Genomic DNA, 15,805 nt, shown 5'->3' with positions numbered 1-15,805 from the left:
GCATGACTGCGATCGGGGGGCTGCTGCACGGTGCGCTCAATCTGGCCGGAAGGCTGGTGCGCCCGATCGATCCGGGGGCCTTCCGGCTGTTCCTGGCCATGCTGGTCTTCGTGCACCATTTCAGCCGCCTGGCGCTGGGCAGCTATGCGGTGATGACGTTCTTTGTCCTGTCTGGGTACTGGGTCCAGACGATGTGGGTGAACAAGTATCGTCACACCCGCAGCCCCTATTGGACCTATATCGTCAGCCGGTTCTGGCGACTGATTCCGTTGCTGCTGCTGGTATCGCTGCTGATGCTGGTCGCCCGGGCCGTGCTGGGCCAGCTACCGGGCGATCTGGTCCAATCCGATCCGCGCCATCTTGCCGTGTCGAGCCTGGTGCTGCTGGGCTATGCGCAATTGCCGGTCGGACTGGTCGGCCCGGCCTGGTCGCTTGATATCGAAATGCAGTTCTATCTGGTCGCTCCGCTGATCGCCGCGATCGCGGCCAGCAGATGGTTCAGGCCGTTCGTGGTGCTGACCCTGGCCGGATCGTTGCTGTGGGCGCTGGTCGGACTGCCGCTCAGCCTGGGCAACTACCTGGCCTTTTTCGTGATCGGAGTGGCCGCCGCGCGGTTCGCCTGGCGTCCGTCAGCGCGGATCGCCTGGGTTTCAGCGCTGACCACCGGCGGGCTGGTCCTGGCCCTGATCCTGTCACCCTGGCGCGACCTGGTGCTGGGCGGCGCGCATCGTGGGCCGCTGTTTGTCTATAACGAGCACCTGTGCGCGCTGCTGACCGTGCTGACCGTGCCGTTCGCAATCCATACCGTAACGCGCGCATCGGATCCGACCGACCGGATGATGGCCGATCTCTCCTATGCGATCTATCTGGTCCACGCGATCGCCGTACTGTGGTTCTATCAGGTGAGCGGTCCCTTCACCCAGCGACTGCAAGTTGCGGCAATCTCGTTCGCGGTGGTGCCGATAGTGTCATGGTTGACCTGGCGCTACTTCGACAAGCCGGTCAATCGCGCCCGCAACGCCTGGGTCAATTCGCGATTGCGCGAGGGGGCCTAAAGCCCGGCAATCCAGTCCAGCAGGACCCGTTGGGCTTCATCGCGATAGGCCAGTTCGTGGCCGAAGCCCGGCACCAGCACCAGCCGCGCGCGGGGCGTGGCCCCGGCCAGCGCGCGCGCATGGTCCGGCCCGGTCATGGTATCGGCAGTACCGTGCAGGACCAGGACCGGAACGGCGATCGCGGGCAATTTGGCGCGATTGTCATAGCGATCACGCACGATCAGCCGGGCGGGTGCCCACCAGATCTTTTCGGCCACCACATCGGGCAGACTGGTGAAACCCGATACTATCGCGAGGCCCGCCGGGCGCAGTTCGCGCGCCAGCTGGGTTGCGGTGCCCGACCCGATCGAATTGCCGACCAGCACCACCTGCTGCGCGCCGATCCCCTGCGCCTTGAGCCAGCCCAGCGCCGCGCGCCCGGCAGCATAGAAGGCCTGCTCACCCGGCTGGCCCGGGTTGCCGCCATAGCCGGGATATTCAACCAGCAGCACTCCGTGTCCGGCCGCCGCGATCAGGCGGTTGGCCATGGCCCCGCCCTGCCAGCTATCGCCATTGCCGTGAAAGAACACCACCGTGCGGCGGTCTGAAGCTGGCGGGCGGAACAGCGCGGACAGGCGCAGGCCATCGGCGGTGGAAAACTGGATCTGGCGATAGCCTTCAGGCACCGGCGCCGTCTGCTGCGGTGCGGGATAAAGCAGACTGTCCTGCGCGACATAGAGTCCGCCCAGCACCACCGCATAGGCGAACAACGCGCCCGCACCGATCCCGATCGCCAGTCGCCGCACGCGCTGCGGCCAGCGCAGGCTCAAGCCCGCGCCTCTTCGATACCCGCGCTGTTGTGGCGCAGGGCCTTTAGCACGCAGTCGACGATCTGCGGGGCGTTGAGCCCGGCCTCGTCGTATTGCCGATCGGGGTTGTCGTGATCCTGGAAGGTATCAGGCAGGCGCAGGGTGCGGATCTTCAGCCCCGCGTCGGTCAGCCCTTCGTCGCTGGCCATGGTCAGCACATGGGCACCCAGCCCGCCGATGCTGCCTTCCTCCACCGTCACCACCACTTCGTGATTGGCGATCAGCTGGCGGATCAGATCGTGATCGAGCGGCTTGGCAAAGCGCAGGTCGGCAACCGTGGTCGATAGCCCCCTGGCCTCAAGCTGATCTGCCGCCTTGAGCGCTTCGGCCAGCCGCGTGCCGAGCGAAAGCAAGGCGACCTTGCTGCCATGGCGAACGATCCGGCCCTTGCCGATTTCAAGCTGCTGGGGAACCTCAGGCAGGGCCACGCCGGTACCGTTGCCGCGCGGATAACGGAAGGCGATCGGGCCGCTGTCATGCAGCGCGGCGGTATAGGTCATGTGGACCAGCTCGGCCTCGTCGGCGGCGGCCATCACCACCAGGTTGGGCAGGGTGGCCAGATAGGTGATGTCGAACGAACCGGCATGGGTCGCGCCATCGGCGCCGACCAGCCCGGCCCGGTCGATCGCGAAGCGGACCGGCAGGTTCTGGATCGCGACATCGTGGACCACCTGGTCGAACGCGCGCTGCAGGAAGGTTGAATAGATCGCGCAGAACGGGCGCATCCCCTGCGCGGCAAGCCCGGCGGCAAAGGTTACCGCATGCTGTTCGGCGATCCCGACATCGAAGCTGCGTGTGGGGTGCGCCTGGGCGAACTTGTCCACCCCGGTGCCGCTGGGCATGGCCGCGGTGATCGCGCAGATCGTGGGATCGCTGTCGGCCAGCTTGGCCAGCGTTTCGCCGAACACGTTCTGATAGGCCGGGGCCGTGGCCGGGGCCTTGACCTGCTGGCCGGTCACCACATCGAACTTCTGCACGCCGTGATACTTGTCTGCCGCCGCTTCGGCCGGGGCATAGCCCTTGCCCTTCTGCGTCACGACATGGACCAGGCACGGCCCTTCGGCAGCATCGCGGACGTTTTCCAGGATCGGAACCAGCTGGTCGATATTGTGCCCGTCGATCGGGCCGACATAGTAGAAGCCCAGTTCCTCGAACAGGGTTCCGCCCATCGCCATGCCGCGGGCGAATTCATCGGTCTTCTTGGCGGCGCGGTGCAGCGGTTCGGGCAATTTGCGTGACAGCCGCTTGGCAAGCTCGCGCAAGGACAGGAACGGGCGCGAGGAAACCAGCCGGGCGAGATAGGCCGACAGCCCGCCAACCGGCGGCGCAATCGACATATCGTTGTCGTTCAGCACCACCACCAGCCGGTTGCCCGCCTGCTTGGCATTGTTCATTGCCTCATAGGCCATCCCTGCGCTCATCGCGCCATCGCCGATCACCGCGATGCCCTTGCCCGGCGTGTCAGCCAGCTGGTTGGCCACGGCAAAGCCCAGCGCGGCCGAGATCGAGGTGGAACTGTGCGCGGTGCCGAACGGATCGTACTCACTCTCGCTGCGCTTGGTGAAGCCAGAGAGGCCGCCGCCCTGGCGCAGGGTGCGGATCCGGTCGCGGCGACCGGTCAGGATCTTGTGCGGATAGGCCTGGTGGCCAACGTCCCAGACCAGCCGGTCTTCAGGGGTGTTGAAGACATAGTGCAGCGCCACGGTCAGCTCGACCACGCCCAGGCCAGAGCCCAGGTGGCCGCCGGTCTGACCGACTGCACTGATCATTTCGGCACGCAATTCATCGGCCAGCTGGCGCAGCTGGTCAGGCGCAAGCGCGCGCAGGTCGGCGGGGTAGTTGACCGTATCGAGCAGCGGAGTCGCTGGGGTGGCACTCATGAGGGAGCGCCTTACACGCTTGCCCCTATGGTGTCGATTGAGACTATCGTGCACAAGTGGATGAGAATTGAGGGAGATCATGTGATGTCGCTGCCCGCCAATGCCCCGCCGGTCACCTTTGTGCTGACCGCCGATCGCAGCCGGTCAAAGCCGTTCTATGCCGGGATCCTGGGGCTGAAAATGCTGGGCGAAGACGACCACGCGGTTACTTTCGACCTGGGCAACCGCACACCGTTGCGGCTGACCACCGTGCCCGGGCACAAGGGCAGCGGGCATACCGTGATCGGCTGGCACGTTGCCGATATTCGCGCGGTGGTGCGCGATCTTGCGGCCAAGGGGGTACAGTTCCAGGTCTATGACGGGTTCGGCCAGGATGCCGACGCGGTCTGGTCGTCGCCCGATGGCGGGGCCAAGGTGGCGTGGTTTCCGGATCCCGACGGGAATTTGCTGAGCCTGACGCAGTTCGGTTAGGTGCGCTGATCGCTTCCGCGATCAACTTGCAACACCAGCCCACTCCCCCCGGCCCGACCACCCGTGACATGGTACCCTTGGGGTGGCCGGGCCGGGGGAGTGGGCTGGTGTTGCCAGGACAGGCGGATGCCTGTCCGCACCCATCAATTACAATCCGCGCAAACCCCGCGCAGTTCGACCACCGGGCGGATATCGGCAAAGCCCGCGTCCTTCGCGGCCTGAACCAGGGCGCCGGTCAGCTTGTCATCGTCGATATGGACCGCACGGCCGCAGACGTCGCAGATCAGGAAGATGCAGTCATGCCGGCAGCCCGGATGCGGGTTGGCGACATAGGCGTTGGCGCTTTCGACCCGGCGAGCGAGGTTGTTGGCCACGAACAGGTCAAGGATCCGGTAAACCGAATTGGCCGCAACCCGCTTGCCCCGCGCATTCGAGACATATTCGGCAATGTCATAGGCCGAGGCCGGGCGTTCCTGCGCGGCCAGCGCATCGAACACTTCGGCGCGCATGCCGGTCCATTGTTCGCCGGCATCGACCAGCGCTTGCGATGCGGCTTCGACCAGCGACTGGCCGGTCGGTTCGTGGTGATGATGATGATTGTGGGCAGCCATGCGCGCGATATAGGCGCTCCGGGCCGCTCCCGCAAATATTAGCGCGCTGCGTCCTGCGCAGGGGCGGCCAGCGTCTGGTCGGGCAGTTCGGGCGCCGGGGTGGCGGCGGTGGCGGCGGGGATCATCTGTTCCGACAGGCTGGTCTTGAAGGGCGAACCCAGTACCGCAAACAGCGCGGCGGTGCCCAGCGCAAAACCGATGGCGAAAGAGCGGGTCAGGTCGGAACGGAACAGGGCCATCGGTGAATCGCTTGTCTTGAGGAATATGGTTGACGGCCCTCCTGCAAAAGTCGCCGTTACCGTCCAGTGAACGCCCGCTTCATCTCCGCTTCATAGCGATGAAACGAAGGCGCCTTGCGGTGAGCCGAAGGGGATCAGTGCCGGAAGTGGCGCATTCCGGTGAAGACCATCGCCAGGCCGGCTTCATCAGCCGCAGCGATCACATCGTCATCGCGAATCGAGCCGCCCGGCTGGATCACCGCGGTGGCCCCGGCTTCGGCCGCGGCCAGCAGGCCATCGGCGAAGGGGAAGAAGGCATCGCTGGCAACCGCGCTGCCCACCGCGCGGCTTTGCGACCAGCCGAACTTTTCCGCTGCCTCGGCTGCCTTCATCGCCGCGATCCGGCTGCTGTCGCGCCGGTTCATCTGACCCGCGCCGATCCCGGCAGTAACCCCGTCCCGGGCATAGACGATCGCGTTCGACTTGACGTGGCGCGCCACGGTCCAGGCGAACAGGCAGTCCTTCAGTTCCTGCTCGCTCGGCTGGCGTTTGGTCACCACCTTGAGATCGGCGGCGGTGATCGCGCCATTGTCGCGGCTCTGGGCCAGAAGCCCGCCGGTGATCGGCTTGACCAGGATCCCGCCGCGGCGCGGATCGGGGAGGTCCCCGGTCAGCAGCAGGCGCAGGTTCTTCTTCTTGGCGAAGACCGCACACGCCGCTTCGTCGGCATCGGGGGCAACCACCACTTCGGTAAAGATCTCGCAGATCGCCTCGGCGGTCGGCCCGTCGAGCGGCACATTGACCGCGACGATCCCGCCGAAGGCCGAAACGTCATCGCACTGCAAGGCGCCGGTCCAGGCTTCGAGCAGGCTTGTGCCCTGGGCCACGCCGCAGGGGTTGGCGTGCTTGACGATCACCACCGCCGGATCCTGGCCGCGGAATTCGCTGACCAGCTCAAGCGCGGCATCGGCATCATTGTAATTGTTGTAACTCAGCTCCTTGCCCTGGAGCTGCTGCGCCTGGGCGATGCCGCGCCCGTGCGGGCCGACCGGCACATAGAGCGCGGCGCGCTGGTGCGGGTTCTCGCCATAGCGCAGCTCTTCCACCCGCTTGCCGTTGATCGCCAGCATTTCGGGGAAGACCTGCTGCTGATCGGCAAAGGCGAACCACTGGCTGATCATCGCGTCATAGGCGGCGGTCGCCGCATAGGCGCGCGCGGCCATCAGCCGGCGGAAATCATACGAGGTCGCGCCGCCATGGGCCTCCAGCTCGCCCAGGAAGGCGGCATAGTCGGCCGGGTCGGTCAGGATCGTCACGAAGGCATGGTTCTTCGCCGCCGAGCGCACCATCGAAGGCCCGCCGATGTCGATGTTCTCAATGATCTCGTCGCGGTCTGCGCCCTTCGCCACGGTCTGCGCGAAGGGATAGAGGTTGACCACCACCAGGTCGATCGCGCCGATTTCATGTTCGGCCATCGCTGCGGCATGTTCGGGATTGTCACGCACCGCCAGCAGCCCGCCGTGGACCTTGGGGTGCAAAGTCTTGACCCGCCCGTCCATCATTTCGGGAAAGCCGGTCAGCTCGGAAATATCCTTCACCGCAAGGCCGGCATCGCGCAGCGCCTTGGCGGTGCCGCCGGTCGAGACCAGTTCGACCCCGCGCGCCGCCAGCGCCTGACCAAGCTCGACCAGCCCGCTCTTGTCGGACACCGAAAGCAGCGCCCGGCGGATCGTGACATCGTTCATGTGCAATCTATCCCATTTTCTTGAGCAGCCAGGCAAAGTTGCCCCCGCCGCGCGACACCAGCCCCTGGATCACCAGTTGCTGGATCGGCTGCGGGCGGCCCTGCCCATCGGCCCAGATCGATTCCTCGATAGTCAGCTGGCCTTCGCCGCCGACCCTGAATTGCCAGTACGACCCGTCGGGCAGGGCCAGCCCTGCACCCTGGCCATCCTCGCTCAAGCCCACTTCGACCCCGGGGCCGAGGTGGAAGCGGATCGCGAAGCCGACCTTGCCGTTCTTGCCCTTGCGCCCGGCCGGGACCAGCAGGTCTTCGCCGCGCAGTTCGGTGCCGTCGTCGCGCAGGATCAGGATCCGCCGATGGGTCAGCCCGAAGCGGGTGACATAGCCGTTGTGGCTGGCTTCAAGCCGGGTCGCCCCGGCGTTCTTCTCGCCAATCAGGGTGCGCCGGTCGAGATCGACCTCGGACACGCCCGAGCCGATCTTGCCGCCCAGCACCACCGCGGTCGAGTTGGCATCATCAAGCACCAGCGTCGAATGCGCGGCAGTGGCGCGCAGGCCCTGCTCCAGCCGCACCGGGATCAGCCCGCCGGCGCAGGCCGCGCCGCCGCAATTGACCACCAACCGCTGCCCGGCATGGCTGAATTCGAAGGCCAGCGTCGATGCGCAGCCGGTGCGGGCATGCTTCGCCAGCGGCGGCGGGGCGGCATCGAACTGCAGGATCCCCTTCTGCGCGACCACCCGCTGATAACCCCACTGGCGGACATCGCGCAGCGGCCGGGTTCGCACCCCGCTGGCCTCGACCAGCATGGCCAGGTCCTGCGCGTCGAGCGCCCAGGCACCCTGCCACGAACCCAGCGAGCCATCGCCGTGGGTCAGCGCCAGCAGCGGCGGCACCAGCAGCGCCATGATCGCCTCAAGCGCCTGGGGCGGATCACGCCGCACCGCCTGGTAACAGGCGCGCAGCCGCACCAGCAGCGCGATCACCTCGATCTGGCCCAGCGGACTGCGCGACAGCACGCCGCCATCATCGCCAACCAGTTCGCCCAGCGCGCGGATCAGCCCGGCCTCGCCAAACAGGCGGCGCGGCTTGCCATCGGGCAGCAGCAGCCCGGCGGCAACGATCCCGCACCAGCCCGCCACTTCGGCCAAAAGGTCTTCGGCGCGGCCGACATTCTTGTCGAGCCAGCGCGCGGTGTCGCTGAGCGCGGTCAGGATTCGGGCACGCAGCACCCGGTCCTGGCCCGAGAGGATCAGCGGGGCATGGACCAGCCAGTTCAGTTCACGCGTGCCGGCATTGGCCACGCTCCAGGCTGGCCCCTTGCCGGGACGCGACGGTGCCTTGGCATTGGCGCCCAGCCAGGCCGCCATGACACGTTCGGCCACCGGGGCCACCGCTTCGCGCGGGGCGCAGGCTTCCAGATCGGCCAGCCACGAGAACGAATGGACCACCCGTTCCAGCGGCGGGGCCATCCGCGCCGCGCCGGCAAAGTCGATCTGGGCGATCGGCGACTTGACCCCGTGGACCAGGAAATGCCCGGCGCGCAGCGCGGTGCCGGCCACCTTGCTGCCCGGCAGCGGATTGGCGACCGTTGCCAGCAGGCGCGGCTTGGCCGCCTTGCGGAACGGTGCAGCCAGGGTCGAACCCGGAATTCCCAGCCGATAGGCCAGGCGCATCAGCCGTTCACCGGCATTGATCGCGGGCGGGGCGAAATCGGCCAGCGCCAGCGCGCGGCCCGGTTCAACCACTTCGCCGCCCGGCAGCGGTTCGCTGGGTGCCGCCTCGCTCACCAGCCCGCCCTCATCGCTGGCACCCAGCGGCATGGCCGGCGTATCCACCGCGTCGGAATGGGCCGGACGAGAGGTGAGCGCGGCATCCGACATGGCTCATCCCGCCCCCTTGAGAGCAGCGATATTGGCAGCGTAGCAATCGGGCCCGCCCTTGAAGGTGGCCGATCCCGCAACCAGCACATCGGCCCCGGCATCGACGCATTGCCGCGCCGTGACCGGATCGACCCCGCCATCGACCTCAAGATGGATTTCGCGTCCGGTCTTGTCGATCGACTTGCGGATCGCCTCGATCTTGCGCAGCTGGCTGGAAATGAAGCTCTGCCCACCAAAGCCCGGATTGACGCTCATCACCAGCACCAGATCGACCTCTTCATAAAGATAGTCGAGCATCTTGGCCGGAGTGGCCGGGTTGAGCGAGACCCCGGCCTTCTTGCCCAGCGCCTTGATCGCCTGGACGGTACGGTGCGCATGCGGCCCGGCTTCGGGGTGGAAGGTGATGATATCGGCCCCGGCCTCGGCAAAGGCCTGGAGGTAGGGATCGACCGGCGTGATCATCAGGTGTACATCGAACGGCTTTTGCGTGTGCCCGCGCAGCGCCTTAACCACCATCGGCCCGATCGTGATGTTGGGCACGAAATGCCCGTCCATCACATCGACATGAATCCAGTCCGCCCCGGCCGCGTCGATCGCGCGCACTTCATCGCCCAGCCGCGCGAAGTCGGCCGAAAGGATCGAGGGCGAAATCAGTGGTATAGCCATGAGGTTGCGCTGGCTCCCGTTTGGTCCGCCGTAACCACCACATCTGGGGGTAACAAGGCGCGGACCGGCTGTTTTCCACACTGCATCTCGCAGAATCTCGCAGATTGTCCCACGCCTGACTCGGCTGGTCGCGATTGACCTTGCTCCGCCCCCTTGGCACAGCGCGCAACCATGTCGGCCGGGCGATCTCCGCAGGAAACAATGGCGCTGCTGGCGCGCGAAACCCGCTGGCGCCATGGTGCCGTGCCGACGGCGCTGGACGGGATCGAAGTGGCACCCGGCCACCGGCTGTTCGCCAAGGGCCAGTTCCTGCTGCGCTGCGACAGCGGCAATGCCTATCACTATATCCCCGGCGAAGGCGTGACGATCGCGCGCCCCGAACGGGCCGATCCCGATGAGGAACAGCTGTGGCTCAACGGCAGCGTCTATGCCGCCATTGCCTGCCTCAACGGGCTCTACCCGTTCCATGCCTCGGCAGTCGCCTATGAGGGCCAGGTCTTTGCCTTCACCGGCCCCAGCGGCGCGGGAAAATCGACGCTGGTCGCCGGACTGGGCCAGCGCGGGCTGCCACTGTTCTGCGACGATACCATGCTGCTTGACCTGTCCGATCCGGACCTGATCATCGCGCTGCCCGGGCACAAGCAGCTCAAGCTGGCCGATCCGGCGCTGGCACTGACCGGGGCCAGGGCTTTGGCGCCGGTCGGGTCCGACACCGGCAAAAGCTATGCCTGCCCGCCGGCCGGCACGGTGGCCGATCCGTTGCCTCTGGCCTGCCTGACCTTCCTTGAGGCCGCACCGGTCTGCCAGCTTGAGCGGCTGGCCGGGGCCCAGCGACTGCTCCGGCTCGACGACGATCATTACACCCAGCAGTTCTTCCTCGACGTCTGGCGCCCGACCCGGGAACACCTGTTCGCACTGCGGTCCCGGCTGGCCCGGCAGCTCGCCATGGCGGTGTTCAAGCGGCCGGTCCGGGCTGAAGCATTTGCAAAATCACTCGATCTCGCCGAAGGATCGATCCGCAACTTCAGCAACGGAGACAGGGCTTGAGCCAGCTGCTTGCCAAGGCCAGCGATCGCTTCAGCGAGACCGCGATCGACGGAGAGGTGGTCGTGATGAACCTGGCCAATGGCACATTCTTTTCGCTGACCGGCACGGCACGGGCGATCTGGGACCTGATCGACGGGACGCGCGACCGCGACGCGCTGATCGCCGATCTGGCCGGGCAATATGGCTGCGACGCGGCAGAAATCGCCGGCGATTGCGATGCCTTCCTTGCCGATCTGGCCGGGGCCGGGTTGCTTGCCCGGGCCTAGCCGATGGGCTCTGCGCCGCCGCACAGTTGAGGCCATGGGCTGGCTCGGGCTGGCCCGGCTTGGCCTGAAGGTTGTGCCGTTTCGCCGGCTGCGTACTCATCTGGGACCCTCCACCCGCCGACCCGCGCGGCACGATCCGGCTGCCGCGCGCCAGCTGGCCGCCCATGTCGCGCGCGCTGCGGGCCGCCTGCCCTTTGCCACGAAATGCTTGCCGCAGGCGATGGCGCTGGGCTGGATGCTGCGTTGGCGCGGGATCGATCACAGCCTGGTTATCGCGGTGCGAACGGCAGACCAGGGCCTTGATCCCGACCGGCTGCATGCTTGGCTGGCCGTGGGCGAAGAGATCGTGCTGGGCGAGCTGCCCGGTCCCTGGCTGGTGCTGTTCCGGATTGGCCCCGCAGGCCGTGACGAAGTCCTTGAAAATTGAGCTACAACGCGGCTTCCGGGCCGCGCGGTGCTTGCATCGCACCGCAAATTGGTTCAAAAGCGGCATCAAAGGTCGCCCTTCGCGGCCAGCAATCACGAGAAGTGGATCTGTCCGATGACGAAAGCCAAGGTCGAAAAGGTCTGGACCAAGCCTGAACTTATCAAGCTGGGAACGATCCAGGATGTTGCTGCTGCGAACACCGGCCCCAACCAGTGCGGCCCATCTCCCTGCACCAACAAGTCGTAAGCGGCTGCCGCCTGCCTGAATGATACTTTTCGCGCGGGACTGGAACGGCCCTTCTTGGGCTGATCGCTCCCGCGCGCTTGCATCGCTGGGGTTGTTTGCCGGCGGTGTGCCTTCCAGCGAATCCAGCGTAGGCGATCTGTTCGCCCATCTGCCCGCTCCGCGGGTCCGCGCGCAGCGCGGCTGGCGCGTTGCGCGCTCGCGCTCTGGCTGGCCAGCGCTGCTGAGCGGCTGGATCGATAACCAGGCCGAACTGGCCGCCGAACTGGGCCTCGCAGGCGCGAGTGTTGATGCCGCGACGCTTTACGCCGAAGCGGTCGAGCGTTGGGGCGCAAGGGCCGACGCCCGGATCATCGGTAGCTATTGCGCAGTCACCTGCCTGCCCGATGGCCGGGTGCGCCTGGCGCGCAGTCCGTGGGGCGGCAAGTCGCTGCTCTACCATGACGATGGCGCCGCGCTGCTGGTCTGCTCGATCGCGCGGCCGCTGTTTGCCGCCGGGCTGGAAAAGCGGTTGCGCCCCGGAGAGATCGACGCGCTGGTATCGATGCGCCTGCCCGATGATCGCGCAGGCCTGTTCGAGGGCATCTGGCAGGTGCCGCACGGCGCGGTGGTGACGCTTTCGCCCGGGCGGGCCGAGATCGACCGGTGGTACGATCCGCAAGCGCTCGGCCCGGTGCGGCTGCGCCGCGATGCCGACTATGTCGAGGCGGCGAACGCGCTGCTGCGCGATGCGGTTGGCCACGCGCTTGGCGCGGCGCAAAATCCGGCGATGACACTGTCAGGCGGGCTCGATTCGTCGATGGTCTGCGCCGAAGCGCTAGCCCAACTTGCGCCAGGCAAGCGATTGAAAAGCTTTACGTTCCACCCGCTCGCCGAATGGGACGGGGCGGTGCCGGCCCACAAGTTCGGCGACGATCGCCCGCTGGTGGAACAGTTCGCGCGGATGCACCCCGGGCTCGATCCGCAGTTCGTTGACAACCGCGGGATCGCTTTCGACGATCGCGCCGCACAGGTTTTTGCGGCCTGCGATGCCGGCTATCCCGCCCGGGTCCTGGGCAGCCTGTTCCATGGGATCTACGATGCCGCCGCGCGGGCGCAGTGCGATTGGCTGCTGACTGCTGAATGCGGCAACCTGACCTTCAGCAACGGCGCGCCCTGGGCGGCGGCCGAATTCTTCCGCAGCCTGCGCTGGTCGCAGCTGTGGCAGCTGCTGGGCGCTGTCCCGGCCGATCCGCGCCCGATGTGGCGGCGCATCGCCGCGCAGGGGCTGATGCCGCAGCTGCCTGCGCGCCTGCGCGCCGCGATCCGCGCGGCGGTTCACCGGGGCGATCAGCTGGCCGATCGCTATGCCAACCCCTTCCTGCGCGCAGATTCCCGGCTGGGCGAGCTGCGGCGCGAAGCCGCGATCCAGCGCAACATCATGACGGTCGATCGCGACGAAAGCCGCGCTGCCTATATCGCCGAAAATTACCACGCGATGAGCCTGGGGGGCGAAGTGATCCACGGCTACGAGCAGGTCTTCGGGATCCGGCTGCGCGATGTGACCGCCTATCGCCCGCTGATCGAATTCTGCCTGTCCGTACCAACCGACCAGCTGGTGCGTGACGGGGAAAGTCGCTGGCTGGCGCGGCGGATGGCGCAGGGCCGGATGCCCGAAGCCCAGCGCCGCAATCGGCTTTACGGCGAGCACAATGCCGACTGGCACGCGCGGCTGACCCCGCGTCTGGGCGAATTGCGGCGCGAGGCCGAGCGGCTGGCCGATCACCCGCAGCTGGCCGAGGTGATCGACATTGGCGCCCTGCGCGCGGCGCTGGATGACTGGCCCGCCACAACCCCGGCGAACCCGGTCCTGGCCGACCGGCTGCGCTTCCACTTGCCCGCCGTGCTCTATATCGGGCGGTTTCTCGATTTCGAGACCGGGCGCAATCCGCAATGACCGCCCGATCCGCGACAGGCGGCGCGGCGGGTTTCCTTATCGCCCGAAACTGGTAGCAAGCCTGCCATGCCCAGCCTGCTCCTTCGCCTGATCGGTCCGGCCCAGCGCGGACTGGCCCTGCGGCTGGTCCTGCTGATGATCGCGTCTGCGCTGACCGAAAGCATCGGCGTTATGCTGCTGGTGCCAATGCTGGCGGCGATCGAAAGCGGCGCGAGCGGCGTGCTGGGCAAGGCCTTGCAGGCCATCGGCGTGCCGCTGGCGCTGGCGCCGATGCTGGCGCTGTTCGTGGCGATCGTGGCGCTGCGCAGCGTGATCAACCTCGCACGCAACCGCTCTTCGATCAGGCTGGAACTGGCGGTCACCGACGACCTGCGCCATCGCGCCTGGCGGGCTTTGCTGGGTGCAGACTGGCGCACCCTGGCCACCATGCGCCGGTCCGACAGCATCGGCATGCTGATTGCCAACATCGATCGCGCCGCAAGCGGGATCAACCAGGCCACCACCGGGCTGGCGGCGCTGATCACGCTGGGTGGTCTGGGCCTGGCCGGACTGGTGATTGCCCCTGCGGTAACCCTGGGGGGACTGCTTGGTGGCCTTCTGGTGCTGCTGGCCTATGGCGGGATGCGGCGCCGGGCCGGCCAACTGGGCGACCGGCTAGGCACCGCCTACCGGGTGACCTATGGCAGCCTCAGCGACAGCCTGGCTGCGCTGCGCACAGTCAAGAGCCTGGGCGGGGAAGCCCGGGCCGAACGCGATGCTTTTGCCGGATTCGCCGAGCTGAGCAATGCCCGGCTGGACTTCCAGCGCGACCTGGGGCTGGGGCAGCTGGCGCTCCAGACCGGGGGCGCGGCGGTGCTGGCCCTGCTGGTCTGGCTGGCGGTCGGGCGCTGGAACCTTGGCGCTGGCACAATCCTGCCGATTGTCGCGCTGTTTGCACGGACCATGCCGCTGATCGGCGTGCTGCAGGAATGCTGGCAGAACTTCAGCCACGCCCGGCCCGCGATTGGCGAAGTGTTCGCCCTGATCGACCGGGCCGAAGCCTCGCGCGAGCCTGAGTTGCCGACAGCCCCGCCGCCCGAATTGCACCGTTCAATCTCCTTGCAGGATGTCAGCGTGCAGTTCGCCGGGGCTGGCCGGCCGGCACTGGACAGGGTGAGTATCGAAATCCCGGCCGGGGCGATTGTTGCCGTAACCGGCCCGTCGGGTTCCGGGAAGAGCACCCTGGCGGATATCCTGGGCGGCCTGATCAGCCCCGATCACGGTGCCCTGCTTGTTGACGGGATCGCGCTCGACCCGGTGCAACGCCGCGCCTGGCGGGCCCGGGTGGCCTATGTCCAGCAGGACCCGGCGCTGCTGGCTGATACTGTGCGCGCCAACCTGCTGTGGGCCGCGCCCGAGGCTGATGCAAAGCGCCTTGCAGCCGCGCTGGGCGCCGCCGCATGCGGCTTTGTGCTCGACTGGCCGCAAGGGCTGGACACTCGGATCGGAGACGGCGGGCGACCGTTATCGGGCGGCGAACGCCAGCGACTGATGCTGGCGCGGGCCCTGTTGCGCGATCCCGCACTGCTGATCCTCGACGAAGCGACCAGCGCGCTCGATGCCGAAAATGAGGCCCAGGTCGCTGCGGCAATCGCGGGATTGAAGGGCAAGGTAACCGTGCTGATCATCGCCCATCGCGGCACCTTGACCGAGCTGGCCGAGCGGACCTGGCGCCTTGAAGGCGGCCGGCTGGTCAGCTGAGCGCGGCGGCGTAGATTTCGGCCAGCTCGTAGGGTGCCTGCTGCTCTGCCAGGGCATGCGCACGCGGATCGTCGACATCGAGCCACCAGGCCCCGCCGATCTCCCAGGTTGCGGCGCGGCCGCGATCGGCCAGCCGCTGCATCCCTTCGGACAGGCTGCCGGCCTGCCCCGCCGCGATCGCTTCCCGGATCGCCTCGGCCAGTTCGGGGGTGCACAGGAAAGCCCCGCAATCGACCGCGTCATAGCTGGGAATTGTCTTGCCGATCGCGCGAATGAACTGGCGCTCGTCGCGCTCGACCCAGGTCGCATCGTCGGGATCGACCAGCGGGTTGTCGCAGTACTGATCGACCGCCAGGGTCACCCCGCGATCGGACCCGCCTTGCTGCGCAAGACCGGCAAGGATCGGGGCGGAAAAGATATGGTCGGACATCATCAGCAGGTAATCGCCGGCGATCGCCTCGGCTCCGGCCAGCACCGACCAGCCATTGGGCTTGGCCCAGTCCGCCACACGCCGGGCCAAGACCGGGATCCCGGCGCGCTCCGCCAGTGCAGGCAGCGCGGCTTCGAGCCGCTCGGCCTCGTGACCGGTGACCACCACAACGCGCTCTGCCCCAGCCGCCCGGGCCTGGCGCACGCCCAGTTCCAGCAGCGGCACCCCCGCGATCGAGGTCATCGGCTTCGAATCCGAAATGTCGCGCAGGCGGCTGCCAAAACCGGCGGCAATGATCAGGGCGTCCATAGATTCTCCTTATCTTCGCTCCCGCGAAGGGCAA

General features: G+C 67.2%; 16 protein-coding genes. 8 read left to right on the top strand and 8 right to left on the bottom strand.

What is annotated here, in order from left to right; genetic code table 11:
- Nucleotides 1–2: 2 nt before the first annotated feature.
- Nucleotides 3–1,055 carry an acyltransferase gene (locus IT549_RS15740; protein WP_292974581.1) on the top strand — a complete coding sequence of 351 codons (1,053 nt, stop codon included), beginning with the start codon at nt 3–5 and terminating at the stop codon, nt 1,053–1,055.
- Here IT549_RS15740 and IT549_RS15735 read toward each other — a convergent pair.
- Complete coding sequence (locus tag IT549_RS15735) at nt 1,052–1,864, bottom strand: alpha/beta fold hydrolase (protein WP_292974580.1); 813 nt, start codon at nt 1,862–1,864, stop codon at nt 1,052–1,054. The genes IT549_RS15740 and IT549_RS15735 overlap by 4 nt on opposite strands.
- Nucleotides 1,861–3,783 (bottom strand): 1-deoxy-D-xylulose-5-phosphate synthase, encoded by a 1,923-nt coding sequence (gene dxs / locus IT549_RS15730; RefSeq protein ID WP_292974579.1) that lies wholly within the window; start codon nt 3,781–3,783, stop codon nt 1,861–1,863. The genes IT549_RS15735 and dxs overlap by 4 nt, the downstream gene beginning before the upstream one ends.
- Nucleotides 3,784–3,867: 84 nt before the next feature.
- Here dxs and IT549_RS15725 point away from each other — a divergent pair, with 84 nt between their 5' ends.
- Complete coding sequence (locus tag IT549_RS15725; protein ID WP_292974578.1) at nt 3,868–4,254, top strand: VOC family protein; 387 nt, start codon at nt 3,868–3,870, stop codon at nt 4,252–4,254.
- A 143-nt stretch (nt 4,255–4,397) separates the two neighbouring features.
- On the opposite strand, the gene IT549_RS15720 is transcribed toward IT549_RS15725, so the two are convergent.
- The 5 genes from IT549_RS15720 to rpe form a co-directional block, all read right to left on the bottom strand.
- Entirely contained in the window at nt 4,398–4,865 is a 468-nt protein-coding gene (locus IT549_RS15720; RefSeq protein ID WP_292974577.1) for a transcriptional repressor, read from the bottom strand.
- 38 nt (nt 4,866–4,903) lie between these two features.
- Nucleotides 4,904–5,104 carry a hypothetical protein gene (locus IT549_RS15715; RefSeq protein ID WP_292974576.1) on the bottom strand — a complete coding sequence of 67 codons (201 nt, stop codon included), beginning with the start codon at nt 5,102–5,104 and terminating at the stop codon, nt 4,904–4,906.
- 134 nt (nt 5,105–5,238) lie between these two features.
- The gene (purH, locus tag IT549_RS15710) at nt 5,239–6,828 is read right to left on the bottom strand and encodes a bifunctional phosphoribosylaminoimidazolecarboxamide formyltransferase/IMP cyclohydrolase (RefSeq protein ID WP_292974575.1); all 1,590 of its coding nucleotides are present in this window, start codon (nt 6,826–6,828) and stop codon (nt 5,239–5,241) included.
- A gap of 7 nt (nt 6,829–6,835) precedes the next feature.
- Entirely contained in the window at nt 6,836–8,707 is a 1,872-nt protein-coding gene (locus IT549_RS15705; RefSeq protein WP_292974574.1) for a heparinase II/III-family protein, read from the bottom strand.
- 3 nt (nt 8,708–8,710) lie between these two features.
- Entirely contained in the window at nt 8,711–9,373 is a 663-nt protein-coding gene (gene rpe / locus IT549_RS15700; RefSeq protein WP_292974573.1) for a ribulose-phosphate 3-epimerase, read from the bottom strand.
- Nucleotides 9,374–9,526: 153 nt separating this feature from the next.
- Here rpe and IT549_RS15695 point away from each other — a divergent pair, with 153 nt between their 5' ends.
- The 6 genes from IT549_RS15695 to IT549_RS15670 all read left to right on the top strand — a co-directional run bounded on the left by IT549_RS15695 (nt 9,527) and on the right by IT549_RS15670 (nt 15,032).
- Complete coding sequence (locus tag IT549_RS15695) at nt 9,527–10,420, top strand: hypothetical protein (protein ID WP_292974572.1); 894 nt, start codon at nt 9,527–9,529, stop codon at nt 10,418–10,420.
- Nucleotides 10,417–10,686 carry a PqqD family protein gene (locus IT549_RS15690; protein WP_292974571.1) on the top strand — a complete coding sequence of 90 codons (270 nt, stop codon included), beginning with the start codon at nt 10,417–10,419 and terminating at the stop codon, nt 10,684–10,686. Before IT549_RS15695 ends, IT549_RS15690 begins: the two co-directional genes overlap by 4 nt.
- Nucleotides 10,601–11,113, top strand: coding sequence for a lasso peptide biosynthesis B2 protein (locus tag IT549_RS15685; protein WP_365777434.1), 513 nt, complete (start codon nt 10,601–10,603; stop codon nt 11,111–11,113). The genes IT549_RS15690 and IT549_RS15685 overlap by 86 nt, the downstream gene beginning before the upstream one ends.
- Nucleotides 11,114–11,227: 114 nt before the next feature.
- Nucleotides 11,228–11,359 (top strand): hypothetical protein, encoded by a 132-nt coding sequence (locus tag IT549_RS15680; RefSeq protein ID WP_292974569.1) that lies wholly within the window; start codon nt 11,228–11,230, stop codon nt 11,357–11,359.
- Nucleotides 11,360–11,465: 106 nt separating this feature from the next.
- The gene (locus IT549_RS15675) at nt 11,466–13,292 is read left to right on the top strand and encodes an asparagine synthase-related protein (protein WP_292974568.1); all 1,827 of its coding nucleotides are present in this window, start codon (nt 11,466–11,468) and stop codon (nt 13,290–13,292) included.
- A gap of 66 nt (nt 13,293–13,358) precedes the next feature.
- On the top strand, nt 13,359–15,032 hold the full coding sequence (locus IT549_RS15670) for an ABC transporter ATP-binding protein (protein ID WP_292974567.1): 1,674 nt from the start codon (nt 13,359–13,361) through the stop codon (nt 15,030–15,032).
- Here the strand turns inward: IT549_RS15670 and IT549_RS15665 are convergent.
- On the bottom strand, nt 15,025–15,771 hold the full coding sequence (locus tag IT549_RS15665) for an NTP transferase domain-containing protein (RefSeq protein ID WP_292974566.1): 747 nt from the start codon (nt 15,769–15,771) through the stop codon (nt 15,025–15,027). The two genes, IT549_RS15670 and IT549_RS15665, sit on opposite strands and share 8 nt — an antisense overlap.
- Between the last annotated feature and the right edge of the window lie 34 nt (nt 15,772–15,805).

Source organism: Novosphingobium sp. (assembly GCF_020852455.1).
Lineage (GTDB): Bacteria > Pseudomonadota > Alphaproteobacteria > Sphingomonadales > Sphingomonadaceae > Novosphingobium.
Note: the sequence above shows the minus strand (reverse complement) of the source record. Positions and strands in the feature narration are given on the sequence as shown.